At 62.4% G+C, this 26,383-nt stretch carries 21 protein-coding genes, 1 tRNA gene and 1 pseudogene; 8 read left to right on the top strand and 15 right to left on the bottom strand.

Annotated elements, in window-relative coordinates:
* Positions 1 to 7 precede the first annotated feature (7 nt).
* Positions 8 to 2,458, top strand: a complete 2,451-nt coding sequence (gene lon / locus KIT79_10210; protein ID MCW5829673.1) for an endopeptidase La — start codon at positions 8 to 10, stop codon at positions 2,456 to 2,458.
* 13 nt (positions 2,459 to 2,471) lie between these two features.
* Here lon and KIT79_10205 read toward each other — a convergent pair whose 3' ends face one another.
* From KIT79_10205 to KIT79_10190, 4 genes are all read right to left on the bottom strand, one after another.
* The gene (locus KIT79_10205) at positions 2,472 to 4,388 is read right to left on the bottom strand and encodes a hypothetical protein (GenBank protein ID MCW5829672.1); all 1,917 of its coding nucleotides are present in this window, start codon (positions 4,386 to 4,388) and stop codon (positions 2,472 to 2,474) included.
* Entirely contained in the window at positions 4,372 to 7,098 is a 2,727-nt protein-coding gene (locus KIT79_10200; GenBank protein ID MCW5829671.1) for a methyltransferase domain-containing protein, read from the bottom strand. Before KIT79_10200 ends, KIT79_10205 begins: the two co-directional genes overlap by 17 nt.
* Entirely contained in the window at positions 7,098 to 7,808 is a 711-nt protein-coding gene (locus KIT79_10195) for a glycosyltransferase family 2 protein (GenBank protein MCW5829670.1), read from the bottom strand. The genes KIT79_10200 and KIT79_10195 overlap by 1 nt, the downstream gene beginning before the upstream one ends.
* 87 nt (positions 7,809 to 7,895) lie before the next feature.
* Complete coding sequence (locus tag KIT79_10190; protein ID MCW5829669.1) at positions 7,896 to 10,019, bottom strand: response regulator; 2,124 nt, start codon at positions 10,017 to 10,019, stop codon at positions 7,896 to 7,898.
* Between the two features lie 123 nt (positions 10,020 to 10,142).
* Between KIT79_10190 and alr the strand changes: the two genes are divergently transcribed.
* The 4 genes from alr to KIT79_10170 all read left to right on the top strand — a co-directional run bounded on the left by alr (position 10,143) and on the right by KIT79_10170 (position 14,590).
* A complete protein-coding gene (gene alr / locus KIT79_10185; GenBank protein MCW5829668.1) occupies positions 10,143 to 11,276 on the top strand; it encodes an alanine racemase in 1,134 nt (377 codons plus the stop codon).
* Between the two features lie 3 nt (positions 11,277 to 11,279).
* Positions 11,280 to 12,077 (top strand): ABC transporter permease, encoded by a 798-nt coding sequence (locus KIT79_10180; GenBank protein ID MCW5829667.1) that lies wholly within the window; start codon positions 11,280 to 11,282, stop codon positions 12,075 to 12,077.
* A gap of 14 nt (positions 12,078 to 12,091) precedes the next feature.
* Positions 12,092 to 12,835 (top strand): ABC transporter ATP-binding protein, encoded by a 744-nt coding sequence (locus KIT79_10175; protein ID MCW5829666.1) that lies wholly within the window; start codon positions 12,092 to 12,094, stop codon positions 12,833 to 12,835.
* Positions 12,836 to 12,931: 96 nt separating this feature from the next.
* Positions 12,932 to 14,590, top strand: coding sequence for an MCE family protein (locus KIT79_10170; GenBank protein ID MCW5829665.1), 1,659 nt, complete (start codon positions 12,932 to 12,934; stop codon positions 14,588 to 14,590).
* Positions 14,591 to 14,608: 18 nt separating this feature from the next.
* On the opposite strand, the gene KIT79_10165 is transcribed toward KIT79_10170, so the two are convergent.
* The 7 genes from KIT79_10165 to KIT79_10135 all read right to left on the bottom strand — a co-directional run bounded on the left by KIT79_10165 (position 14,609) and on the right by KIT79_10135 (position 20,787).
* Positions 14,609 to 14,917, bottom strand: a complete 309-nt coding sequence (locus KIT79_10165) for a hypothetical protein (protein MCW5829664.1) — start codon at positions 14,915 to 14,917, stop codon at positions 14,609 to 14,611.
* 47 nt (positions 14,918 to 14,964) lie between these two features.
* Positions 14,965 to 16,140, bottom strand: coding sequence for a 1-deoxy-D-xylulose-5-phosphate reductoisomerase (gene dxr / locus KIT79_10160; protein ID MCW5829663.1), 1,176 nt, complete (start codon positions 16,138 to 16,140; stop codon positions 14,965 to 14,967).
* A gap of 103 nt (positions 16,141 to 16,243) precedes the next feature.
* The gene (locus KIT79_10155; protein MCW5829662.1) at positions 16,244 to 16,915 is read right to left on the bottom strand and encodes an adenine nucleotide alpha hydrolase; all 672 of its coding nucleotides are present in this window, start codon (positions 16,913 to 16,915) and stop codon (positions 16,244 to 16,246) included.
* Positions 16,916 to 16,950: 35 nt separating this feature from the next.
* A complete protein-coding gene (locus KIT79_10150) occupies positions 16,951 to 18,123 on the bottom strand; it encodes a DUF58 domain-containing protein (GenBank protein MCW5829661.1) in 1,173 nt (390 codons plus the stop codon).
* Positions 18,107 to 18,850 (bottom strand): hypothetical protein, encoded by a 744-nt coding sequence (locus KIT79_10145; protein MCW5829660.1) that lies wholly within the window; start codon positions 18,848 to 18,850, stop codon positions 18,107 to 18,109. Before KIT79_10145 ends, KIT79_10150 begins: the two co-directional genes overlap by 17 nt.
* A gap of 35 nt (positions 18,851 to 18,885) precedes the next feature.
* Entirely contained in the window at positions 18,886 to 19,776 is an 891-nt protein-coding gene (gene radC / locus KIT79_10140; GenBank protein MCW5829659.1) for a DNA repair protein RadC, read from the bottom strand.
* Positions 19,777 to 19,944: 168 nt separating this feature from the next.
* Positions 19,945 to 20,787 carry a 1-acyl-sn-glycerol-3-phosphate acyltransferase gene (locus KIT79_10135; GenBank protein MCW5829658.1) on the bottom strand — a complete coding sequence of 281 codons (843 nt, stop codon included), beginning with the start codon at positions 20,785 to 20,787 and terminating at the stop codon, positions 19,945 to 19,947.
* Between the two features lie 103 nt (positions 20,788 to 20,890).
* On the opposite strand from KIT79_10135, the gene KIT79_10130 reads away from it, so the two are divergent.
* Positions 20,891 to 21,328, top strand: coding sequence for a DoxX family membrane protein (locus tag KIT79_10130; GenBank protein MCW5829657.1), 438 nt, complete (start codon positions 20,891 to 20,893; stop codon positions 21,326 to 21,328).
* Positions 21,329 to 21,413: 85 nt separating this feature from the next.
* Positions 21,414 to 21,500: transfer RNA gene (locus KIT79_10125), tRNA-Leu, on the top strand.
* Positions 21,501 to 21,721: 221 nt separating this feature from the next.
* On the opposite strand, the pseudogene KIT79_10120 reads toward KIT79_10125, so the two are convergent.
* The 3 genes and pseudogenes from KIT79_10120 to KIT79_10110 form a co-directional block, all read right to left on the bottom strand.
* A pseudogene (locus KIT79_10120) lies at positions 21,722 to 22,699 on the bottom strand (site-specific integrase).
* Positions 22,700 to 22,710: 11 nt separating this feature from the next.
* Positions 22,711 to 23,082 (bottom strand): helix-turn-helix domain-containing protein, encoded by a 372-nt coding sequence (locus KIT79_10115; GenBank protein MCW5829656.1) that lies wholly within the window; start codon positions 23,080 to 23,082, stop codon positions 22,711 to 22,713.
* A 1-nt stretch (position 23,083) separates the two neighbouring features.
* Complete coding sequence (locus KIT79_10110) at positions 23,084 to 23,566, bottom strand: hypothetical protein (GenBank protein ID MCW5829655.1); 483 nt, start codon at positions 23,564 to 23,566, stop codon at positions 23,084 to 23,086.
* 1,115 nt (positions 23,567 to 24,681) lie between these two features.
* Here KIT79_10110 and KIT79_10105 point away from each other — a divergent pair.
* On the top strand, positions 24,682 to 25,560 hold the full coding sequence (locus KIT79_10105; GenBank protein MCW5829654.1) for a succinylglutamate desuccinylase/aspartoacylase family protein: 879 nt from the start codon (positions 24,682 to 24,684) through the stop codon (positions 25,558 to 25,560).
* A 560-nt stretch (positions 25,561 to 26,120) separates the two neighbouring features.
* Here the strand turns inward: KIT79_10105 and KIT79_10100 are convergent.
* Positions 26,121 to 26,381, bottom strand: coding sequence for a hypothetical protein (locus KIT79_10100; GenBank protein MCW5829653.1), 261 nt, complete (start codon positions 26,379 to 26,381; stop codon positions 26,121 to 26,123).
* Between the last annotated feature and the right edge of the window lie 2 nt (positions 26,382 to 26,383).

The raw sequence follows: 26,383 nt of genomic DNA, 5'->3' as shown, positions 1-26,383 counted from the left end.
AGTCTAAATGAAAATATTCGACCAGTATTTCAAGAGCCAGGGCAAGCTGGATCCCAATTCCATTCCGTCGGAAATCCCGATCCTGCCGCTCCGTAACTCGGTCCTTTATCCGGGAGCCTACATTCCGCTCTCGGTGGGGCGGAAGAAGTCTGTCACGCTGGTCGAGGACGCCCTCAAGAAGGACAAGATCATCGGTGTCATCACGCAGCGGTCGCCCATGACCGAAGACCCACTCTGGACCGATGTATACGCCTACGGAACAGCCGCGAAAATCGTGAAGACCTTCAAGGTCAACCAGGATACCGAGAACCTCGTGGTCGAAGGGCTCGTGCGGTTCAAGATCGTCGAGGGACTCCGGACCGAGCCGTACCACTTCGCCCGGATCGAGGTGATTCCCGACACGGTGCCGCAGGGCTACGAGGCTCATATCCAGGCCGTCGTGCGGAACCTCAAGCAGGCCGCGCAGAAGGCCATCGAGCTGTCGCCGAACATTCCGGACGAGGCCGGACAGGTGATTGAGAACGTCGAGGATCCGAACTACCTCGCCTATCTCATTGCCGGGCATATCAACATCGCCATCGACAAGCGGCAGGAGATTCTGGAGACCGTGGACCTGATGACCCGGCTCCAGAAGGTGATGACGCTGCTTCAGAATGAAGTGCATGTCCTCGAACTGACCCAGAAGATCAACTTCGAGGTCCGCTCGGAGATGGATAAGAATCAGCGGGAGTACTACCTGCGCGAGCAGCTCAAGGCGATCCGCAAGGAACTGGGCGAGAGCGACGACCGCGCCGACGAGATGGACGAGCTCCGGGCCAAGATCGAAAAGGCCGGGATGCCGGAAGACGCCCGCACGGCGGCCGATAATGAACTGAAGCGCCTGTCGCGGATGTCGCCGGCCTCCAGTGAATATACCGTCAGCCGGACGTACCTCGACTGGCTCATCGACATGCCGTGGAGCGTGACGACTAAGGACACCCTTGAGATCAAGGCTGCCGAGACGATCCTGAACGAGGACCACTACGGCCTCGACAAGGTAAAGCGGCGCATTCTGGAATACCTGGCTGTCCGCAAGCTGAAACCCGACATGAAGGGTCCGATCCTGTGTCTGGTAGGGCCGCCGGGCGTCGGAAAGACCTCGCTTGGCAAGTCGATCGCCCGGGCGCTCGACCGGAAGTTCGTCCGGATGTCGCTGGGCGGCGTCCGCGACGAGGCGGAGATACGGGGCCACCGGCGGACCTATGTCGGGGCGCTGCCCGGCAAGGTTGTTCAGGGGATCAAGCGGGCCGGTTCGAATAACCCGGTCTTCATCCTGGACGAGGTGGACAAGGTTGGCGCCGACTTCCGGGGCGATCCGTCTTCGGCGCTTCTGGAAGTGCTCGACCCCGAGCAGAACAACTCGTTCCAGGATCACTATCTGGACGTTCCGTTCGACCTGTCGAAGGTGTTTTTCATCGCGACGGCAAACCAGCTCGACCCGATTCCGGCTCCGCTCAGGGACCGCATGGAGGTGATCGAGATTCCCGGTTACACGTCCGAGGAGAAGCTCCAGATCGCGAAGAAATACATCGTCCCGCGGCAGATGGAGAATCACGCCCTCACTGCCGGCATGCTGGAGATCACCGACGATGCCATCAACGAGGTGATCCACTCCTACACCCGGGAAGCCGGGCTGAGGAACTTCGAGCGGGAAATCGCCTCGGTCTGCCGTGCAGTCGCCAAGGAAGTAGCGAGCCGCGAGGAAGGCGCTCCATCCGAAAAGATCACCGTCACCCCGGCGGAGCTGAGCAAGTATCTCGGCCAGAAGAAGTTCACCCTTGATACGGCCGAGCGGCTGTCAACCAGCGGCGTGGCGACGGGCCTCGCCTGGACGCCGGTGGGCGGCGACATTCTGTTCATCGAGGCGACGATCATGTCCGGCAAGGGAAATCTCCAGCTGACCGGACAGCTGGGCGACGTGATGAAGGAGTCGGCGCATGCGGCCCTGTCGTTCGTCCGTGCCAATGCAGCACGTCTGGGGATTACTGAAGAGGTGTTCCAGAAAAACGACATTCACATTCACGTGCCGGCGGGCGCGATCCCGAAGGATGGCCCATCGGCCGGCGTGACGATGCTGGCGGCAATCACTTCGCTGCTGACCGGCCGCCCCGTGCGGAGCGATACCGCCATGACGGGCGAGATCACGCTGCGCGGGCAGGTGCTCCCGGTGGGCGGCATCAAGGAAAAGATGCTCGCCGCCCGGCGCGCAGGCATCAAGCGGGTCGTCCTGTGCAAGCGGAACGAGCCGGATATCATGGAACTGGATCCGCAGGTCAAGGCGGATATGGAGTTCATCTTCGTGAGCCGGATGGAAGAGCTGTTCCAGCACGTGCTGGTGCCCGAGGCAGAAATCCCGATGCTTATGAAACCGCCCGCCAGCCCGGCGGCCTGGTGGCCGACCCGCATCGAGGCGGTCTAAGAGGGCATCCTGGTCACGACGCGGCGGCGGACCGCCGCCGCGTCCACAGCCAGATAAGCCCCGTTCCGGCCAGCGAGAGCGCGGTGATGAGTTCCGCCAGCAGCGATATCCGGCTGCCGGCATAACGGATCGAGATCAGGTTTTCGCCGGCCGGTATCTCCAGCCGGATCAGTCCGTCGCGGCCGGGTGCAGTGGGGACGGGAGTTCCGTTCAGGATCGTTTCCCAGCCGGGGAACCAGAACGCGGGCAGCCGGACCGGCTGGGGTCCGGGGCTTTCCAGCCGCCAGCGGCGGAGCGAGGCCCGTGTTTCCAGAAGCTCGTAGCTGCCGGTTCCCGATTCAAAACGCACCTGCCCCCGCTCCCTGTAGGACGGAATCTCCTGGACGGTGATGGGCAGGAACTCGTCCGGTGCTGTCGTCTCAATGGGGCGCGGCGCTCCCTGCCAGAACCGGACGGAGGCATCGCGCCGGACCGCCGCGCTGGAGAGAGCGGGGTTATCCGCCGTGACGCTACGCGGGTATTCGGTCGCCTGTGCGTGGACGATGGTCGCCAGCAGCACGGGAGCGGCTGCCAGAAGGGGAAGGGGGAGGAGCCGCCCGGCAGGACCGGGTACGGCTTTCCAGCAGAGGAGCGCGGTTCCGGCAATGACAGCCAGCAGCCAGAGCGATGGAATCACCGAAGGGGCCGGAACCGTCGTGAGACTGTTCTGGATGACACCCGTCACAAACGCGATGGAGGCGGCGGCAGCGGTCCCCCCGACCAGCCACGGCTGCCGTTCGTCCCATAGTTCGCCGGCCGCGAGTGCAAAGATGGCGGTGCCGATGACCGTGTCGAGAATGAGGAACCGCCAGGGGAACTGGAAGAAGCCAATGAGCGGCAGGTTCGCCCAGAGCGGCGACGAGACCGGCAGCATCATCAGCTGCACGGCCGCCAGCGCCAGAAGTGGTGGCCCGTAGCGGCGGCGGCCTCCGGCCTCGCGCAGGCGGCAGAGTGCGTAGGGCACGGCGGCGAGAATCAGGTAACTCGCGGCGAAGTTCATTCTGTCTTCCGGGCCCGGCAGGGACGGACCGAAGCCGAAGGTGAGATCGAGCCGCTGCCACCATTCGAGGAAATGATCGCCCCAGAAGAAGGTGTAGCTGTCCCGCCTCTGGGTCATGACCGACACATTCACCCACTTCTTTTCGGCAAAGGCGGGAAACCAGTAGGCGGCCGAGTAAAGGAGCCCGAGGCCGCTCCAGAGGGCCGTACGGATGAACCCGGCGCGATTCTTCCGGGCCAGATGCCAGAGGCCGAACAGGGCCAGCGCGATGGAGGTCATGAAGGCCGTCAGGGTGTGGGAATAGAATACCAGCGCGAGCAGCACTGCGAGCCTCAAGCCGGCTGCGCGGCAGGATTGCCGTGCCAGCAGCAACGCCTCCGCAAAAACCAGCGGAACGAGGGCGGAAGCGAGCGTTTCAGCCAGATCGCCACGGACATAGATGTCCACGAACCGGTAGGGCGCCAGTGTTCCGGTAGCTGCCGCCAGCAGGGCGGCATCGGCTGTCACCAGCAGACGGCAGAGCCGGTACAGGCCGGCGAAGGCGACGAGCCAGGTGATAAGTTCGAGGCATTTCGTTGCCGTCAGGACAGGTGCGCCCACTGCATGAATGGCTGTCCCGATGTAGTTGCCGAGAGGCGGGTAGAAGTTGAACAGCGGATAGCCGTATCCCCAGTAAAAGTTGCTCGCCCAGCGGGGATACCACTCGCCTTCGAAAACATGCTGGCTGAACTCGGCAAGCCTGAGCGGATAGGAAATCGAATCGTGCGTTGCCCACCAGCGGAAACAGAACACCGGGATACTGGCAGCGATAGCAACCAGGATGGATACCAGAATGACCACGGGCCATTCCCGGCGGCCTTCAGGAACCGTGCTTTCAGGCGGACCGGACATTCTTCTTCCCGCCCCATTGCCAGATGGCGATGGCCAGAATCAGGGCCAGAATGGAAGCCAGCGCGCCACCGTCCTGCGCGGGCGTGGAACCGTACCAGACGTCGATCTGGTGCTCACCGGCAGGAACCTCCAGCGAGACGAGGCCGCGCTCACTGATGGCGATGGCTGCGGGAAGCCCGTTCAGAGATGCCTCCACACCGGGATAGTAGAAATAGGCGAGTTCAAGGACGCCCGGTTCGGCGATTTTTGCGCGATAGTGCCGGAGATCGCCCCGCTGGTAGAGGGGAACGGCCATTCCGCTGCCCGTCAGCATGCGGGCGGGGAGTTCCGGCGGCCGGTCGCGGGGGACGTTCGCCGTCCTGGGAAGATATTCGTCTTGTGCGGCCGTTTTTACCGGGATGATCTCTCCCGTGGGAAGAACCAGTCCGTACCGCTGCATTTCAGCCGGGTTGTCGAGCGTGGCAAGCAGGCCGGGGTCGAATCTCGCTCCGTTGTACATGGCCCGCATGGAGGTGGAGGCAGCCATCGGAATGGCGAACAATACGGCCGCTGCTGCGGCCAGTTTGACTGGCGCGCGAAGGGCGGAGAGCAGGGAAAACACGACGAGATAGGCGCCCGTCACGAGCACGATCGCCAATGGCCAGTACCAGCCGATTTTCGTGCGACCAGCATAGCGGCCGACGAGTGTGTCGAAATATTCGTTATGGACGACAATACTGAACTGCCAGGCGAATAGTCCGAGGGCGGCGGCGATGACGGCGGCGGTCATGGCGGGATTCAGCGGCTTCTGGGCGAGACGGTGCAGCGCAAGTGCGGCAATTGGTGCGATGACGGCCGCATCTATTAGCAGGAGGCGCCAGGGGAACTGGAAAAACTCGATCAGCGGTAGCGCGGCCCATACGGGTCTGCTGACGTTCATCATCAGGAAGTTGATCAGTCCCCAGGCCAGCAGCAGGGGGCCCGCCCTTTTCCGCCAGCCGGGTTCCGAGGTCATCCAGAACAGCATTGACACCAGTAACAGCCAGAATACCCAGGAGGTTGCAAAGGACATCCTGTCGCCGTCACCGGGTATGGAATCACCGTAGTAAAAATCGGGCTTCAGGCGCTGGAGGGGATAGACGAAATGGTCGGCGATCTCTGCGCCATTGTGATCAGCCTCGATCATCCGCTCGGTGCTGACATGGGGCCGTTCGAGGGAAGCCGGCATCCAGTAGACGGCGGCCAGACCCATCCCCAGCCAGGATGCGAGACCAATTCTGAAAAATGCCCGCCAGTGGCTGCGTATCAGCTGGTAAATGCCCATGACGAGCATTGCGGCCGACAGGGCAAAGCCGGTCAGTGTGTGGGAATACCAGGCAAGGGCCAGGAAGACACCGAGCCGGACAAATGCCCGGTGGTTCCAGCCGCGTCCCAGCGTGACCGCTTCCGCCAGTGCCCATGGAACGAACGACGTGGCGAACGTCTCGCTGAGGTCGGCCCGGATATACGGCTGGACGAAACGGTAGTGGGTGAGAGCAGCGATGGTCGCTCCCGCCAGTGCAACCGGCCGCGACGGCGTGAAGCGGGAGGCAAACTGGTAGCTGCCGGCCAAAAACAGCAGGTGACTGAGCACCACGAGCGCATGCAGGGCGGAGATGGGGCTTGCGCCCAGTTCCATCAGAAAGCTGCCCGCGAAAAACAGGCCCGGCGAGTAGAAAACAAAGATCGGGTAGCCGTACCCCCAGTAGAAGTCCGGCATCCAGCGCGGGTACCACTCGCCCTGGGCGAGCATCTGGTGAAACTCCGCCAGCCGGAACAGGTAGGAGGGGCCTTCGTGTCCGTCGAGCCACTCTCCTGTAAAGGAGGGAAGCGAAACGAGAATAAGCCCCAGGGCCGCCAGAAGGAGACTCCCCAGGGTCAGTGGTTCTGGCAGTTCGCGGGGTGGCGCGGATGGTTCCTTCTTGCGGAAGATGGCCATGATCGAAACGCCCATCGGCACCTGAAACCAGCCAAGGAGGAACCGTTCGGCCGCAAAGAGCTGACTGGCGATCCAGTTCACTGGAGCCGCCGGAACGGAAGCGGTATCGGTAACGAGATCGGGATACCCCTGAGCCCGCTCCCGGCGGCCACGGATCCACCGCTGCAGTGCCGCGAAGGGAAACGAGACGGCATTGAAGTAAGAGAGAGTTTCCAGTTCCAGCTCCGGCTGCGACCGCATCAGTTCGCGGAACCCCTGCAGCGTGTAGCGGCGTACGTGACCCAAGGCCACGTCATGGCCGGACCACATGAAGGGATGTGCCGGCACGGTGAGGATGAGCGTGCCGCCCGGTTTCAGAACCCGCGTCAGTTCGGCGAGCGCTGCCCGGTCATCGGCGACGTGCTCCATGACGTCCGTTGTGATGGCGCCTCCAAATTCACCGTCAGGAAAGGGGAGATTGGTCAGCTCCGCCTGGACGATCGTTCCGGAGAACTTCTGCTGCGCCAGTTTGAATGCCAGCGGATTGGGCTCGGCGCCGACAGCCTCGCCAAGGGCGGAGAGTTGGGGAAGATTCCCGCCCGTTCCGCAACCGGCGTCGAGGATTTTACCGCTGACCCCCGCCTTCCTGAGCAGGTGCATGACGATCGAACGCTTGCCGAGAAACCACCAGTGACGGTCTTCGACAGAGGCCATGGACTCGAACTCGGCCGGCTGCATGGCAGGCGGTCCGGCTCCGCCGGGTTCCGTTTCCATCAGGTACCGCCCCGGAGGTCACGGGCTACCAGCCGGCGGACCCTGAACAGGCTCATCACCATGATGATGCCGTCGCGCAGCACGTTCACCTTGCTTCCGGCCCGGTCGCGCCAGCGGACAGGGACTTCGGCGATCTTCAGTCCCGCCTTTTGCGTCCGGTGGACGATCTCGAAATCGAAGCCGAAGTGCGGCGTTTGAAGCCGTTCGATCACGGGCCGCATCGTCCGGGCACGGAACGCCTTGAAGCCGCACTGCGTGTCGTGGAACGGCACCCAGAGAATCAGGCGCACGACGAGATTGAAGCACCGGCCCAGCAGTTCGCGTGGCAGCGACTGGCGGACTTCCAGCTTCGCGCCACGAATGGCGCGGGAGCCCATGACAAAATCAGCACCGGCATCAAGGGCGGACTTGAGGCTTTCAAAATCGTCTGCCGGGGTCGATTCGTCAGCATCACTGAACAGCCAGATGTCGCCGCGTGCCGCCAGCAGCCCCGTTTTCACGGCCGCCCCCTTGCCCTGGTTTGGTGACTGCTCGATGAGGTGCAGCTCGGGTGCAGACTTTATACGCTCTTTAACCACGCGGGCTGTGCCGTCGGTGGAGCCGTCGCTGACGACGATGATCTCGAACGGTTCCCCGCGCTGGCGGAAATGGCTGAGGAAGCTGTCCAGCGTCGGGGGCAACCGTGCTTCCTCGTTATAGGCGGGTATCACGATGGAAATCAGGGACGGGCCTCCGTAGGCAAAGCAACCGCGGCATTGCAACGATAGAAGGTCTGGAACGGAAGGTGCATGGCTTGCCTATCCGAACAGCCCTTTTTTCTGGCCTTTGCGCAGCATTTCCACCTTGTCGAGGCCCTGCCTGGCGTGGCGCAGATTCGGGTCGATCCGGAGCGCCTTGCCGAACTCCATGGCGGCGAGGTCCAGCTTGCCATCATCGAGCAGCATCCAGGCGCGGTAGGTGAATGCGGGCGCGCACCGGGGGTCGCGGACGCAGACCGAGTTGAGCATCTTCTTGGCTTCCGCGAGCGAGACGGCGTTCTTCCGGTGTTTGGGTGAATTGTACATGGCCCAGGCGTGGCTTGCCTCATGGAGCGCGACGCCAGGCTTGATCTGGCGGGCGATCTCAAACTGCCGGATTGCCGAGTCCCATTCCTCGGACACCATGAGTGCGAGCCCGCTCTGGAAGGCGACGTCGGCCTGAAGCTCCTTGCCTCCGGTGCCACCGGTACCCTGCAGCATCTGCTGGTTCGAGAGCTTCTGGTCATAGGCCTGTTTTTTCTGGACGTCGGAGAGCGTCTCGAACGCGGCCGAGAGTTTTTCCAGCAGTTCCTGCGCCTTCGACATCACCTCGCCCGATGACATGATGAACTTGTCGGGGGAAAACTTGCGCTGGAGGTCGAAGTAGGTTTTCTTGGCATCCTGGAACTTGAAGCCGTTTTTCTTCGTCCCGAGCATTTCGTAGTAGTTGCGCTTCTTCACCTTTTCCAGTTCATCGAACAGCTCGTTTTCGAGCTGCCGCTGGGCGTCGCCGGTACCGGCCTGGGCCATCTGCTGGGCGGCTTCACCGCCCTTGTCCCTGAGATCGGTGACGAAGTCGTCGAGTTCCTCGGCGAGATCACCGCTGAGGTCGATCAGTTCAACGGAACTGTCGCCGGTGCCTGCAGCCGCTCCGGTTGCCGCGCGCTTGTGCATGGAACGGAAGGCAAGGGGAAAGGTCTCGGCGGCGGACGGTTGCTGCGAGTGCCGGGTGACGAGCCGGAGTGCCAGCAACACGCGAATCACGTTCCATGCGTCTTCGGGCTGGCGAGTGAGCCTGGCCAGATATTCCGGCTTGCAGGGTTCGCGAAGTGCATCGACAACGCCTTCCTCCTCGCTCGTGAATGGCAGAAGCCGGGCGAAATGCTTGAGTTCCTTCGCGGGGGCAAACCAGGTGCCCTTGAGCTGGTTCTGAAGCGTGGCGAGCTTGAGCGGATTGGTGGTCGCCTTCACGTCATGGGCGATGGCATGGGCGATGGCGACCTCGCCGTAGCGGCCTTCGGCCCCGGATGCATCGGCCCGGCTCTCGGCGGTAAGTGCGCCGTCGGGCCAGCGCATGACCTCGCTCAGCCTGACGCCGAGATATTCCGCCCTGCGGCGGGCGAGATCGCCGGGTGTGAGGACTCCCGCTCCGGTGATCAGGCGTTCAACCTCGGCGGGTGGCGCCACGCGGCGGAGGGCGGCGGCCTCGGAATCGGTGAGAAGCTGCTCCTTCAGCAGATCATCGATCAGGGGGTGTCCCGCGCCGGTAAACTCCGCGTGTGGAAGGCCGTTCTGGAAATTGACTGTGATGATCTTCCCGCCGCCCAGGAGCCGGCCCTTGCCCGTGAATCCCTCCTGCCGGAGGGCGTGCATGACATCTTCAAAGGATGCGAACCCGCCCGTAGCCTTGGATCCCCACCGGAAAGTCCTTGGCCCGCCGGGGCCCGTTGGCGGAACCGGCGCGGCGGCTGGGGCCGGGTTGCCTGTTGCAGGAGCCGCTGACCGTCCGTTTTGGCTCACCGCCTGCTTCGCCGCGGACAGGAACCGGTCGAAGGGGAACGGCATCTGGAGATAGGGACCGATCCGGAGACTCCGGGCCATGCGGGCCGGGAGTTCCTTGTCCTTGAGCGGCGCACTCATGAACAGGATGGGAACAGTCTGGCCCTGTTCGGTGCCCCGGATTTTCCGGATCAGTTCGGAACCGCTCACCTTGGTGAGCATCAGGTCGGTGACGACCAGCTGGTAGGAGTTCGAGCCGAATGCGTGCAGGGCGGTTTCTCCGTCGCCGCGCTCGTCCACCTCTGCGGGAAGCGTCCGCAGGACTTCGGCCAGCTTGGCCGAAAGCCGTGTGTTGCCGGTGATCACGAGTGCCCGCACGAGCCGCCGCGCTCCTTCCATAAGCATCGGAAAAGCTGTCCTGGAAACAGTCTAGCCGGGGGCCGGTGGGGAATGAATTGGATAATCGGCCGCGCTTCCCGCAAATTGTTTCTCGTCCGGCGGGTGGTAGACTCGCCTCCAACTCCCCTTATGGATGAACAGAGCCGCCCCACCCATGTCGAAGTGAACCTTCGGGCGATCCTGAACAACTATCATCGCCTGCGCGAGCAGTTCGGTCCCGACGTGGCGGTCATGGGCGTGGTAAAGGCCGATGCTTATGGACATGGCGCGGTTCCCGTGGCCCGGACGCTGGTTGGCGCCGGGGCTGAATGGCTCGGTGTCGCCCGGCTGGAGGAAGCGGTGGAACTCCGCATGTCCGGCATCCAGGCGCCGATCCTGCTGCTGGGCGGCGTGGAGCTGGAGGAGGCCGAAGCGGCCCGGGAGTTCCGCATACACGTGGCGGCCTGTTCGGCCGAGATGATCGCGTTTCTGAATGAGGAGGGCCGCAAGTGGAACCGGCCGGTGCAGATACACCTCAAGATCGATACCGGCATGCACCGGCTCGGTATCGGGATGGATGAACTGGAGCCGCTTCTGGATCAGCTCGTCGCCTGCGAGGGGGTCGAGGTGGATGGCGTCATGAGCCATTTCGCCTCGGCCGAGGAACCGGCGGGCGAACTCACCCGGCTCCAGCTGGAGCGTTTCAGCGAGGCCGCCGCCCTCTGTGAGGCGAAGCTGGGGCGGCGGCTGCTGCGCCACCTGTGTAACTCAGCAGGGGCGCTGCTCATCCCTGCGGCCCGGCACGATCTCGTCCGGCCCGGGATCATGCTGTACGGAGCGCACATGACCGATGCGACACGAACGCTTGTGCAACTGGAACCGGCTTTCACCTGGAAGGCGCGGATCCGGCAGGTGAAGGCCGTGAAGGCGGGCGAAACCGTGGGTTATGGCGGAACCTGGACCGCCAGCCAGGATTCCCGCATCGCCGTGCTGGCTGCCGGTTACGCCGACGGATTCAGCCGTGCGCTCTCGAACCGGGGATACGTTGCCGTGGCTGGCCGCCGTGCGCCGCTGGCCGGGCGTGTATCAATGGATCTGGTGGCGGTGGACGTCACCGGGATTCCGGAAGCCCGGCCGGGACTGGAGGCTGTGCTGATCGGCCGGGACGGCGAAGTGTCGGTCACGGTGGAGGAATGGGCCGACTGGCTCGGGACCATTCCGTACGAAATCTTCTGCAATGTGTCGCGCCGGGTGGCCCGGGTGCACACGGGAATGGCACGATAGGTCATGCTGGCGGCACTGGACGCACTGGGCGGATATATCCTCTACCTGCTGGAAACACTCGGCCGGTACGGGCGGATGTGCGGGGCGAGCATCACGATGGCCTTCCGCCGTCCGTTCCGGGTCCACATGATCATCGAGCAGGCAGTAGGCGTCGGTGTCAATTCGTCGGTCATTATCCTGCTGACCAGCCTTTTTACCGGGATGGTATTTTCCCTCCAGTTGGGGAGCGCATTCCAGCGGTTTGGCGCTGAAGGACTCATCGGGGGCGCCACCATGCTCGCCCTGGTGCGCGAACTGGGGCCGGTGCTGACGGCCCTGATGGTGACAGGCCGCTGTGGCAGCGCCATGGCAGCAGAACTGGGCACCATGCGCGTTACCGAGCAGATCGATGCGCTGGGGGCCATGGGCATCGACCCGGTGAAATATCTCGTCGTTCCCCGCGTCATCGCCACGACACTGGTGGTTCCGGTGCTGACGCTCATTTTCGTGTTTGTGGGCGGCGTGGGCAGCTACTTCGTTTCCACGGTCATACTGAACATATCGCCGGGCGGCTGGTGGCAGAATGTCATCGAGCTGATCGACATGGGTGACCTGAACAACATGTGGATCAAGTCGACGATCTTCGGGTTCACGCTCGCGACGGTCGGCTGCTATGTGGGGTTCTTCACGACGGGCGGCGCCCGGGGGGTCGGGCGTTCGACCACGCGATCGGTCGTTACCGCCTCGGTGCTGGTACTGGTGGGCGACTATTTCATCACGTCGTTGCTGCTGAATCTCGGTATTGGCGGTTCGCGCTCATGAGCAGTTCCGGCCCCATCATCCGGATGGAGGAAGTCAGCAAGCGGTTCGGCGCGCAGACCGTGCTGGACAGTCTCGATCTTGAAATCGAACCCCGGCAGACCACCGTGATCATGGGGCTTTCCGGCGCCGGGAAAAGCGTCATGCTGAAGCACATGATCGGACTCCTCAAGCCCGATGCCGGGAAGGTGTGGGTGGACGGCGAGGACGTGACCGGCCTTGCGGGCGAAGAGTTGTACCGCATACGGCTCAAGTTCGGTTTCCTGTTCCAGGACGGCGCGCTGCTCGACTCCATGTCCCTGTTCGACAATGTGGCGCTTCCTCTGCGCGAGCACACCCGCCAGTCCGCCGCCGAGGTCCAGGCTCGCGTGGAGGAAGTCCTTGCCCAGGTGGGACTCCAGGGGATGGGGCACAAGGCGCCATCGGAACTGTCCGGCGGCATGCGCAAGCGGGCCGGACTGGCACGGGCGATGGTGCTGCGACCCCGCATCCTGCTGCTGGATGAGCCGAGTTCGGGGCTCGATCCCGTCATGACCGACGTGATCATGGCCCTCATCAATGATCTCCAGTCCGAATACCACACGACCAACGTGGTCATCAGCCACGATGTCGAGGCGACCTACAAGATCGCGGACCGGATTGCGGTGCTTTACAGGGGGAAAATCCACCTGTCCGGCACAGCCGACGAGCTCAAGGCCTCCCGGGATCCGGTGGTCCGGCAGTTCCTGGATGGCCAGCGTGCGGGGCCTATTGCCGTCTGAAGCCTCTATATAACTGGATACGGAAGAAATCTGGTTGCCGTTATGGGCCAAGGTATGGTCTATAATGGTCAGGATACGTGAAGAAGGCGGAAGCCGGTGGCGCAGTCGTTATCCAATAACGTAAAGGTGGGGGTGTTCGCGGCGGCAGCGCTGGCGATGCTCGTCTTTGCATCCGTGAAATTGCGCCCCATGTCGTTCACCCGTACGAGCGACGTGATCGTCTATATGGACACGGCCGAGGGCCTGTTCGAAAGCACCGGTGTCCGCATGGCTGGCGTCAAGGTCGGCATGATCCGCAAGATCGAGCTTGAGGGCCGCCTCGCAAGGGTGACGATCTCTGTCCGGAGCGATATCCCGATCGACAACACTACCCGCGTGGTCGCCCGGAGCAAGGGGCTTCTGGGCGAGCGGTATCTGGAGATCATCCCGGCGAAAACCCCCGAACACCGGACCCGCATCACCCCGGAAGAGTTTGACGAGGGCGGAACCGGACGCACCGATTCGCTGGAAGACCCTCAAGGCGGAACGGTGTCCGGCGGCAGCTACAGCCAGCGGATTTTCGAGATCGAGGAGCGTGCACAGCTCACCCTGAGGGCGGATAACCCGCGCGTCATTTACGCGGACGATGCGACCGGCAGCGAGGAGCTGTTCGAGAAACTGGGCCGGGTCGCTGACAATCTCGAGGAAATCACCCGCATCATCAAGATGACGCTGAAAGGCCAGGCGGGCGGCAACCAGGAACTCAAGCGGACGCTGGATGCCGTCGCGGCACTGACGGAAAAGCTCCGCGACATGGTAGATACCAACGACGAGCGGGTTTCCCGCATCACGGAAAACATCGAGCAGCTCACGTCCATGCTGAACGGCAAGCTGCCGGCGGTGATTGATGACGTCCAGCGGCTCGTGCGCCGGGTCGATGAGCAGGTGGCCGCCCGCGGGGATGACGTGCGCGAACTGCTGGTGAAGTTCAAGGAGACGGCGGGCAAGCTGGACGAGACGATCGACAACACCCGCGAGATCACGGGCAAGATCAACCGGGGCGAAGGAACCATCGGCAAGCTCATCAACGACGACACCACTGTCGAGGAGATCAACAAGGCCGTCAAGAACATCAACGGGTTCCTCGACTACGCCAACAACATCCAGCTCATCGTGGGCTACCGTGGCGAGGAACAGATCGGCAAGAACGGCGGCCTGAAGAGCTATGTGAACGTCACGCTGCGTCCGCGGCCGGACAAGTTTTACTTCGCTGCCCTGGTGGCGGATCCGCGGGGTGGCCGGTTCAAGACCACCGTGACCGACCAGACGAACAGTTCGCCCACGCCGCTTCTCCCTGGCTCCAATACGCTGACCACCACGTCCCAGCAGCAGCCGGGACTTCGCTTTTCGGTCGGTATCGGAAAGCGGGTGTTCGACTGGGTGGAGCTTTATGGCGGCCTGCTGGAGAGTACCGGCGGTGCCGGTATCCGCCTGAGCCCCGACCGGTTCCGCCGCCTGTACTGGGAGACCGAAGTGTTCGACTTCACGCGCAAGGGGGCGTTCGGCCGGGAGATGAACCCCAACCTGCGTTCACGTGTCCAGGTCGATTTCTGGAAATATTTCTATCTGACGGCTGGTGTGGAAGACATCCTGAACAACGACAAGAAGCCGCTCCCGTTCGTGGGCGGCGGAATCGCCTTCACGGATGACGATATCAAGCCGCTGCTGTTCTCCGGCGGCGGCAGCACGGGCGCCGCAGTAGCTGCAGGCAAATAGGAAAAACAGGACAGATTTTCAGTGTACGGCGTGGCAGGTGGCTGCCTTGCTGCAGGACGAGCATCCGCCGCCCGTTGCAGAGCCGCAGCTTGAGCATCCGCCGGAGCCGCAATGGCGTGTTGTGTCCACCGGGGGTGGCGGCTCGGCAAACGAGTAGCCCAGGCGTTCGAGGTCATGCTCCGGCCGGAAATGGAGCTTGCCTGGCGCTGGTGAGACCGGCTCGTCGCAGTTCAGGCAGAACCGGTGCAGGCGGCCGCTTCTGGCGGATGTCCACAGGACCACTTCATCGCGGCAGGTCTGGCAGTATCCGGTGGGAATGACGGGCATGGCGTTCGCTGAAAGATAGCCGCTTGTGGCGCGCGGGGCCAGCCGCCTCAGGCGCTTTTGGTGGTCCGTTCGGCGACCAGCCTGGCGGCTTCCTCGCGTGCCCAACGGTCGGCGCTCCGGACCTGCTCCAGCGTGTCGAGCCGCACCGTGCGATGGCGGCCCATAACCGACTCATTGATGGCGGGAATGTCGTAGAAACCGATCCGGCCGTCGAGAAATGCCTCGACGGTGACCTCGTTGGCGGCATTCAGCACCGCCGGCATGGAGCCGCCCGCCCGGATGGCGGCGAACGCGAGCCCAAGGCAGGGAAAGCGGTCATGGTCCACTTCCTCGAAGGTGAGCTGTGCCGTCTTCGACCAGTCCAGGAACGGGATAGTGGCCTCGATGCGGTCCGGCCAGGCAAGCGCATAGGCGATGGGAAGCCGCATGTCGGGAACCGATAGCTGTGCCATGATCGAGGCGTCGATATATTCGACCATTGAATGGACGATCGACTGTGGGTGGACGACGACGCCCACCTGATCGGGCGTCATGTCGAAGAGGTACATCGCCTCTATGACCTCCAGCCCCTTGTTCATCAGACCGGCCGAATCGATCGTGATCTTGCGGCCCATGGCCCAGTTGGGGTGCTTGAGGGCTTCGTCGACCGTGGCACGGGCGATCTTTTCCTTCGGCCAGGTCCGGAACGGGCCACCGGAGGCCGTGAGTATGAGGCGCTTTACCTGCGAGCGTTTGTTCCCTTCGAGCGCCTGGAAGATCGCCGAATGCTCGCTGTCGATGGGGAGCATCGTGACGCCGTGTTCCTTCACCTTCCGGTTCACCAGTTCGCCGGCGGTGACGAGGGTTTCCTTGTTGGCCAGGCCGATCTCCTTGCCCGCCTCGATGGCCCAGAGCGTCGGTTCGAGCCCGGCGGCGCCGACAATGGCCGACACGACCGAATCGACCGTGGCCAGCTGGACCGCCGCCCTGTAGCCATGGGGCCCGTAGGCGATCTCTCCCTCGTAGCCTGCTGCGGCCTTCTTCAGTTCGGCGGCCTTCTCTTCAGTGGCCATGACGGCCATGCGGGGGCGGTGCTCAAGAACCTGCCGGGCCATGATTTCCACGTTCGTTCCGGCGACGAGCGCCTCCACGGCGAAGCGGCCGGGGTGCTGGCGCACCACATCAAGGGCGCTCACGCCGATGGAACCGGTTGACCCGAGTATGCACAGCCGTTTGGTTTTCAATCTGGAGCCGCTCCGCCGGACAGGAATAGCGTGCTGATACGCGAAAGCCACCCTAGGCCGCTGGGGTTCCCGGCGGCAACCGGTGTCCCTTGCGGGAAAACAGTCAGGCTGCCATGAGGTCGCAGAAGCAGAACCGGTTTTCCCTCGTCACGGTTTCCCCGCGAGTGAACCTCACCGGCCGGCTGAAGAATGGCCCGTCCCAGACGAACGTGTGAAACTCGCCGCGTTCGCCGCAGGGATCGGCCTCCGGGGGGAGGTCGGAAAGGAACTGGTGGTCAAAGTCGCGCCCGGCAAAACTGGCGGGCAGTTGCTGCGTGTCCACACACACGACGGTCGTGCGGATTCCGGCACCGATCAGTTCGCGTGCGAACTGCGGAGTTGGTTCCTGCCAGACGGGGAATACCGGCTTCAGTCCCGTTCCCTGAAGGTTGCGGATCCGGTAGTCGCGGACATCTTCCAGAAACAGGTCGCCGAAGGCGATGGAGGCAGCGCCTGCGGCCTTGAGCCGCTCGCATCCCTCGCGCATACGGGCCTCGTAAACAGTATTGGGACATTCGGGCGGTATTTCACAGATGATCAGCGGGAGCCCGGCCGCTTCGGCCTGCCTCAGCAGCAGTTCGCGCCGGACGCCATGCATGCTCACACGGTCGTAAGTTCCGGTGACAGTGGTGAAAAGGACCGTAACCTCGTAAGCCGGATTTCGGCGGAGACGGTACAGGGTCATCGCGCTGTCCTTGCCGCTGCTCCAGGCGACGGCGATCTTTTCCGGCGGCATGTCCTACTGGTCTCCTTGATATGGAAGCGCGGGCCCTAGCCCGCACGAATGACGTGCCCTTGCCGCGTGACGACAAAGGTTTTCTCGGGTGTACCGGCACAAGGCAGTTCGTTGCCATCCCAGGTGGCGAGCATCCGTGCTTCTCCGGCTGATAGCCCCTCGTGGACCGGAGGCGCATCCTGAAGGAAAACGTCGTGGCCTCCAGCCCGGAGTGTTTCGACGAGCGTCCGGGCGATCCGTGCCTGCCGGTCGGTTCGCTGCTGTTCGGATGGATCTGGACGATCCGCCGGGCCGCCCCGGAGCGGCTCCATCCGCACGTAAACACGCGGGGCAAGCGTTTCCCGGTGCAACCGGACTGTAAGTGCCCCCGTGCGGGCGGTGAGTTTCCAGGCGATCATTCTCGGTGAATCGCCGGGGGAGAAGGGGCGCAAGCCGTCAAACTCCCCGGAAGGATCAACCCGAAGGCCGGTCTGTTCGGTATCAGACGAAGCCGACAGCACGCTACCCAGTTCCGAGGCCGGTACCGGCTCCGGCGCAACGACGATCTCCACCCCGCACTCGATCCGTTTTCGTTTCTGGATCAGGCCGAACGGAAACAGGGTGGCGATCTCCAGATGCTGAATCCGGTACAAACCCCGCCGGGCGAAGTTCACTTCGACGTGCGCCTGTGCGGTGCCGGCCGGTGGGATACGGCGTATCCACGGGGAACGGACAATCCGGATGCCGGATTGCCTGCGTTCAAGCGGGGTCCACCAGCGGTTCTCGCGCCAGAGCAGGCGCAGCGTGCGCGGGCCGTCCGTCACCGGCTGAATGTCCGGAAGCACCTGCAGGACGAAGGCCGGCCAGCGGCGACTTTTCACCCGGAGTTCATACCGGATGGCGGCAGGGCGGCCGGCGTCCACCCATCCGGGCGAAGGCGCACTGGCCGAAAGGCCCCGGAGGACGGTTTCGCTCCAGAGGCCGGAGGCGGCGACCAGCCCGAACTGGATACCGAGAAAGATGAACAGGATGTTGTTGCCGGTGTTCATCGCGGCAACAGCAATTGCCGCCGACAGGGCGGTAAAGAGCCAACCGGCCTTCGTCGGCCGGATGCGGCGGGGCGGCTCCAGAAGGGAGAAAAGCCGTTCGCGCCACGGCTCGCGCCGGAGGACAGGAACGGTGCTGGAGACGGTAGTCATCAGGCCGTTCGTCTCAGCCGCGGCTTGCAAGCTTCAGGTTCGGAACGGACGCTTCGGTAAGCCCGGCAGCCTCAAGAATGGCCTCGGTCACCGGGTCGGGGACTTTCAGCCGGGCAAGCATGTACCGTGCGTCGGCCTCGGGTACCTGCACCGGTGTGCAGTTGCGGCCCCGCAGGGTGGGGAGGTCATCGGTCGGCGGGAACAGCCACCGCAGACTCTCCAGCCGGATCGCCTCCAGATCGCCTTCCGGCAGGGTTGCCGGATCCCGTGAATAGAGCGCCGGATGATCCTCGGCCCGGTAGTAACTGCGCCATCCGGCCGGGCAGAAGTTCACGTGCCCCCATTCGCGTTCGGATGGGCGGTTGATCGGCTTTCCCACCCGCTGAGCGAGGTCATCCAGTTCGCTTTCCAGACGGCGGCGGCATTCGGCCAGATGTGCCGACAGGCGTGCCCGCACATCAAGCGAAACGAGCTCGCCCCCGCTATCGAACGACAGGTCCGGGGATGGTATTCCCAGCACCCGGCCCATGCGCTCCGCATACCTGAGGAGTTCCTTGTTGTCGCTCCGGATGGTGAACAGGTGCCCGGCATTCATGCGGACCAGTCGGGGACTGTAACGGTGGGCCAGAACGGACGGGTCGGGTGTCGGCGCACGGGAGGAACCCCGGCCGTAGCGCAACGCACGGACGGCCGACCACCCGGCGAGCGCTACCGTCAGAAGCACAACCGCATAAACGGCAATTGTGGCCACCTGCATACCGGATGCATTGTCAGCCCCCGGAGGGCACTGGGTCAACCGCCCATGATCCCTTCATCCAGAAAGCTGAAATACCGGGGCCCTGCGACGATGATGTGGTCCAGGACACGCACAGAGAGCATTTTTCCGGCAGCCAGCGCGTCGCTGGTAAACCGGCGGTCGGCTGCTGACGGCGTGGGATCACCTGACGGGTGGTTGTGGGAGAGCACGATCGCCGCCGCCCCTTCGCGGATTGCCTCGCGGAAGAGAGCCGCCGGCTCAATGGTGACGCTGCTGGTGCCACCACGGGCGGCCCGCACGGTACGGATCAGCCGGTTCCGGGTGTCCAGAAGAAGCGTCACGACCTCCTCCAGGGCAGGGTCGGCGTAGTGCTCCCGGAGTATCCGGAAAGCAGTCTCGCTGCCGCTCACCTGCGGGCGGTCCTCAAGGTGCGACCGGTCGATCCGGGGGCCCAGGGCAAGTGCCGCGAGTAATTGCGCCGCTTTGGCCGGCCCGAGACCGGCGAGGGTTTTCAGTTCAGCCGGGGACCGTCGCGCCAGATGGGCGAGCGAGCCGGCCTTCTGGAGCAGTTCTCGGGCCTGCTCCACGGCATTCAGTCCCCTTGCGGCATCGCCGGTCCGGATCAGGATTGCGAGCAGTTCACTGTCGCTGAGCGCCTGCGGGCCGGACCTGAGCAGCCGTTCCCGGGGGCGGTCGTCTTCGGGCCACTCCCGGATGGATGGGCGTTTGGGTGTGGGTGGCGGCTGTGCGGGTCGCCGGGATGGCCCGGCCGCTTTCTGGCCGGGTTTCCTAGCCGCCTTTCGTTGCTCGATCAGGGTTTCTAGCCATTCGACGAAATCAGGTGCGGAGTCATCTGTTGTATTCCCGGACGTTGGCCCTTTCTGGCGGAACGGCAGCACACGAGCGGTGGTGGGTGCTGGAGGCATGGCCTGACAGGAGCAAACTGGGTGCCCGGTTTCAGATTGGCTTCAATGCCAGGAGGAAAAGGTAAAAACCGAAATGAAATCAGAGAGTTGGCTTGGGCTCTTCCGCTTCCAGCCGTGACTTGGGGCAATCGTCCGCTTCGGTAGCGGTTCGGTTTCCGAACAGGAAAATCAGGCCGATTCTGCTGCGAAATCGCCAGGCATCCGCTGGATGATATCTTCAGGGACGGGGAGCTTCATCTCTCTCGCACGGGACTGCCAGGCGATATGTGCTTCCAGTTCCAGCTCCCGAATCCGGTCCCGGACCTTCCTGACCAGCTCATCCACGCGATCGATGGTGTAGCCGGTGGTGTCGATCGGTTCTCCGCAGTTGACGACGATATGCCCGCGGTTTGCGCGAACCCTGAATCCGTAGCCGTACATTTGCGACGAGCCTGCTATCCCCACCGGCAGGATCGGTACTCCGCCCTCTATCGCCATGAGAAAACCGCCCTTCTTGAACGGCAGCATCTTGCCGGTGCGCGAGCGCGTTCCTTCAGGGAAGACGACGATGTTTTCCCCGCCCTTGATCCTCTGGATCACCTCGGCCGCCGACTGGGCAGCCGACTCCTTGTTGCCCCGTTTCACGAAGATGAAACCCAGGGCCCAGAACGCCTGTCCCATGAACGGCACGTACAGCAGTTCCTGCTTGACGAGGAACCGGAACGTGATGGGTTTCAGTTCCAGCAGCATGGCGGGGCCGTCCAGGTGCGAGCGGTGATTGGCCATGATGATGTAGGGAGAACGCTTTTCGGGCCTCTTGCCCATGAATTCGTGGGTCGTGTTCGCTGCCCAGAAGTTAGTATTGCAGTAGCCGTAGGTCGGGTAGTTGCCGAAAAAGTGCGGGTCTTCGGGTTTCAGCCCCAGCCTGTCCAGCGTGCCGAACAGTACCGATCCGACGCCCATGACGGGCGTCATCACTGCCAGTTCCCCGTAAAGGCAGAACGTGCGGTACCATTTGGCCAGTTCACTCATCCCGGGTCATCCTTTCGTCGTCAGGGCAGTCCGCCAAATCCCTAGACTGAAACGGAACGGCGGGCAATGATACGGCTGTCACAGGGGAGTCAGGGGGATTGCCATGAACATCAGCCGTTTCAAGACACCGCTCCGGTACGTCATGGGGGCGCTATACATCTTCGCGGGAGTGATGCACTTCGTCGTGCCGCAGTTCTACGTCCAGATCATGCCGCCCTGGCTGCCCTGGCACCTGGAACTGGTCTATCTGAGCGGGGTGGCGGAGATCGTTCTCGGCGCCGGAGTGCTGTTCCCCCGCTACTCGCAGCTCTCGGCCTGGGGAATCATCGCACTGCTGGTCGCCGTGTTCCCGGCCAATATCTACATGGCGACGAGCAATGTCCAGCTTGAGGGCCTGCCGGAATGGATGAACCAGCCCGAGCCTCTCCAGCGCTGGGCACGCCTGCCATTCCAGGCGATCTTCATCCTGTGGGCCTGGTGGTACACGAAAGCCGAGCCCTTGCCGTCCACCCCGGCCGATATCGCCCGAGAGCGGGCCTGACACATGGCGGCTCCCGCCATTGTTGCCGGCTATCGTTGACTCCGGGTGCGGCGCCGTGCTCCATACCGGCGTCTTTTCCCGCCATGCCCCCGTGCTGGAACTGGTAGACAGGGCGGTCTCAAAAACCGCTGGCTTCACGGCCGTGACGGTTCGATTCCGTCCGGGGGCACCATAAATCCCTGAACAATATCGCCGGAGTGCGCGGTCACTCCAGACACGGCGGGCCGGGTTTTCCCTCATCTTTTCCGGCTTTTGTGCCCAAATTGTGCCCAAACCCAGATCCGACCCCGCCAGACGCGCCGGGGCCATCGGCACTACCGTGCGGGGCTGTTTGGCTTCTTTTTCCCTGAGCACCGCCAGTTTTTCCACTCCGGCTGCCAGGTCGCCCTCGTCCACAATCGCGTATCGCCTGTAAATACTTTCGGTCTTGTGACCGATCAGCTTCATGGCGACGCTTCGAGGAACGCCGGCCCTCTCCATCCTGCGCACGGCTGTCCGGCGGAAATCATGGAAAAGCTTCCCCGGCACCCCCGCCTTTTTGCCCGCGTTATACCATGCGGAGCAGAAATATTTGACCGGTTTCCCTCTACGGTGGAACACCCAAGGAATGATCCTGCCGAGTTCATGCTCAATCGCGTCGGTACGCTGCCGTTGCTCAACCATGAGGTCGCAAAGCTCGGGCAACACCGAGAACGGAAATATCCGGCCTTCCTTGTTCTTGGTCGTGCCGGGTTCGAGACGGATAATCCCGGCGTCGAAATCCACCTGCCGCCAGGTGAGCGTCAGAACTTCTCCGCGCCGCCACCCGGTCAGGTACGCGAACTTCGCAAGCGGCTGAATGTCGTCGGACAGGTTTGAACAGATCGCGCGAAATTCGGCGTCGCTGAAGAAACCCTGCCGGATATTTTCGACCTTGATGGTCGGGATATATGGGATTTTATCAACGCGGCCGACCTGTTCGCCCAGACGGAACATCCGCTTAAGAGTAACGAGTTCGGTCTTGACGGTCTGATGCGCCGCCTTCTCCCGCAGCCGGTGCGCGATATAGGCCTTGACCGTGTCCGGGGTGATATCGATGATTCGGGCGTTGCCGAAGAAATCGAGTAAATGGGCCTGGCTCAGTTTGGCGCGCTTCAACGACTTTCGCCCGTTCACCTCGTAATCATCGATCATCATCCGGGCGAGATCGCCGAGAACGGTTCGTTCCGGGTCCGGCCCAGCAAACCGGCCCCTGCCCATGTCCGCCTGACGTTTGCGAAGCAGCTTCACGGCGTCATTACGAACAGGCGACTTCGACGACTCCCGGAACGGTTTCCCCCGGAAGTGATACTTAATCCACCAGATTTTACCCCGGCGGTACACCGACCCCATCCCGCGTTCGCTCACCGGTTCACCTCAACAGCGACCGGTCTCCCGGCCTTTCCCGCCAGATACCGGCGAATGCCCTTCTCCGAAAAGCGCAGCACCTTGTGGGAAAGCTTTCTGGAAAACGGGAGCTGCCTCCAGCGAGTATAGAGCCACCGGGGCGTCACGCCGAGGAGCGGAGCCGCCTCTTCGGCAGTCAGCCACCGGTCGTCTTCATTCGTCTCGGCCTCTACCGGTGGTCTTGCCGGGTGCAGCAGCAGCCTCGCATACAGACCGGATTGCAGCGTGGTCAGCTGAGCCAGAAAGGACGGCACCGATTCAACCGGCAGGTCCGCAATCCGTTCCGGGGATTGCAGGAGATCGGCCAGCGTCAGTGTGCCCGGATTCATTTCAGCCCCGTCTCTTCTTTAAGGGTACCAGCTTGCGGGACCATTCATATGGCAATGCATAGACTTGCATCTGGTAGCCCTTCGTGCCGTTGGCTTCGATCGTTTTTTCTTTACCGGTGAGCCGGGCTCCGTCTTCGTGATAGACGGCGATGTAGCCCATGTACGGCTTGCCCGTTTTCGGGTGACGCATCTCGTACGCCCACATCGGGAGATACCCCGCCGACCAGAACCCCCAGTACTTGCTAATGACGCCGGGGATATCCGCCGGGTCCACCCGCAGTTCCAGCAGCATGTCGGCGATCTCGGCCCTGTGCATGTCATCGTCGGTCCACCAGGCGGGTGAACGGGGCTTCCCCGTATAGCCCTGAGGCTTGACGTATCCATTCCGCAGGAACCGCATGAGACGCGGGTACGAGATGCCAGTACGCTCGGCAGCGGCTTCGCTATCGATGGTGTCCGGCGGCTTGGGGAACGGTTTAGTCATCTGACCTCCACTAACCGTTTATCACGCCATTCTTTTTAGTTCAATTTATTTTATCTAAAAAGATACGGCACCGGGCGAGGCAGGCGATTGCGCCGGGCTTCAGACGATTATCCGGGCAGACTCCAAATGTAACTACCAATAGTCGCGGATAATCCCGGGAGCATCGGTGTCTATCTGTGACATCCGACAATCGCCGGAACTTCAGCCATGACGCGACCAGAAGTTAAACCCGCGCGGGTACGGGCCTCAAAACGACGGTATATTGACGGTTCCTTCATTGAGGCCAGTCATTGACGCACACCTGATTCGTGCATGTTCGTCCTTTTGCTCAGGCACCCCTACCCTGTTCCGCAGGCAGTCCTACCTCAAAGTACAGGCTCTCCTACCTCGCTCAGCAGGTGGTCCTACCCTGAATTACAGGTGGCCCTACCCCGTTTCGCTGGCTGTGTCGTGGCGGGCTCAGGCTAAATTCGTGCATTTGCGTTCTTTTAAGGTTCCACTGGTCCGGACCGGAAGTGGAACATCGATGCAGCGAGCCGACCCAGCCGGTTTATACGTCAGATCTTGATGAATCAGAAGGTTGACAGGCTCAGACCGGCGACGTTCAACCGGTTACCGACTTGAGAACCTCACTGCCTTCCCTCAAACCGCCTCCGTGGTGGCCATGCACCTAGTGCGCCACGCCAGTCCGTGAACCAGCGCCTACAGCACCGCTACACGGCACATGAAGGACTCATGGGACCGGAGACGCCGCCACTGGTTAACCGCGTGCGACGAACGGGGACGCCGGGGGCGACCCGTGAGACAGACCTGCGAAGTGGCCAGAATACAGCCATCCAGGTGGTCGGCCTTTTCAGTTGGAAGGCCATTTGTGGCCATTTGAACCCGGAACTAAGTTTGATGCTGTGAAGCGGAACACCACTCCAGTGCCGGCACGGGAAGGTCCGTGGAGCCATTTTCCGGGGCTCGTCATTTACTCCGAACCACCACCCCGGTTCTGGTCCACCCCATCAAGGCAACTCTGGAAGTTCTGTCGTGGCAAAAAGCAGCCGTTACTGGTCTGGGTACAGCCGCCAAATCTTACCGCAACCAATGAACGGCCTCTGTTTGTATCCGTGGGACTTCATGGAAACGAACGGAATGGCTGGGAAGCAATCCGAAACGCCATGGCCAAGATGACCGGTGGCAATCAAAGGCGACCGCTGTTGCTCATGGTCTTCAACGCCTGGAACCTGAGGCGAGGTACCCGGGGTGTCCCTGACCCAAACCGGATCTGGAACAGCCAGTCGCCGGCAGTGGTTCGAGTACGAGGCTATCTTCGTTCAGTAAAACCCCAATTCGTGATCGACCTGCACGCCTGCGAGGGACAGCATCCGGTCGTGTCCATCATTCGCAGCCATGACCCGGATACACTTGCTCTCGCCCGGTTCATCGGATGTCCGGTGATCCAGACAGACTTAAGGGGGACGCTGGGTGGAGATCTGGGCCCCGCTCTCGGCGTTCCGTCCCTTACGGTCGAACTTGGTCTTTTCGATGATCCCGCAGGGATCCAGTTCGGCTCTCGCCTGATCCGGAAATCGCTTTCCGGGTCTTTTCCTCATGCGTCCGCGAGGCCATCGAAAGAACGCGCTGAGCCTAAGAACCCCACACTTTACCGGGTTACTGGCAGTATCCGTGTCCGTAACGGGGTCCGTTTTGCCTTCGCTCCAGATCCGAACGCGGACGTTATTTTCCGGGCGGATATTGACCGACTGGCGAACCTGAAAAGAGTTCCTAAAGGGACCGCCCTCGGAATTGCCATGAACGCATCCGTCAAGAAACCTCTGGCCGTAAACATCGGCGGACGCAGGCAGCCGTTTGCCGATTGGTTTGAGATCCGCACCAATGGGAAACTCGTCACCAGACGGCCCTGGACCGGACTGTTTGCTTGCGCCGATGCCGCCTACGTCAAGAACGAAGCGCTTTCTTTTATTATCGAGCCGGAACTGCCTTAAAACGGGGCGCTCTCAGCCATAACCCCGGCACCTGAACCAACGGATGCCGCCTCTAGTCTATTACTCGCCGACAGGTGCTTGAAGCTCCGTCAGTGCCAATCCAAAGCCTCGCCTCCAATGGCACAATCGCCAGCGACCACCAGGTTGTGCGAACGCATGCCCGATCCTCCGAATTACTTTCGTCAGATCGGGACGATACCCCCCCCCATCAAAAATCAAGCCATTAAGCGAACGGCCCGTCGTACATTTCTGACGCATATTGAGGGAACGAATATTTTTTCGCCTTGCTCGGCGGGTGGCAGAGACAAACGAAATTAACTGGTTTAGTGCCGCCTGCCGGTTGCGACCGCTGCCTTCATTCCAACAAAGAATCTTTCTCCGACCTCAGCGAGCGCTGAAAATGATTCTCCGCGCGGGAGCGAGTAACCATCCGGGTCCGAAAGGATCACCGTGAAGATTTCGGCAGATTCCTCTACGGGCGAACCCTCGCACTTTTCCCGAAACGCCGCGTCGTTTCCAGGTCCTCGCCAAAACGGGGTTCTCGCGGACCGTCCTGTAGTTTAAACAGCCGATCGCCGAGAGGTCCGTCGAATGTAGACGCCCCCCACTTCTCTCACCGCCGCAAGAGCCTGTTCGTCGTCCAGATCCTGCCGTAGGATCGATATCGAACCCGTCATCAGAAATGAAACATAGGCGAGTGCAGCTACCGGCGGACAGCCGACCTCGTCCAGTTCAGCGAATGTAATTTCCCGTTCGGCAACGAACTGCGTTACCCACCGTACGATGGGCTCAAGTTCGCCGCTATCCGAAACTTCACGCATAA

It is taken from the genome of Deltaproteobacteria bacterium (genome assembly GCA_026129095.1).
Taxonomy (GTDB): Bacteria; JAGRBM01; JAGRBM01; order JAGRBM01; family JAHCIT01; genus JAHCIT01.
The sequence above is the reverse complement of the archived record's forward strand: the minus strand, read 5'-3'. Positions and strand labels throughout refer to the sequence as shown.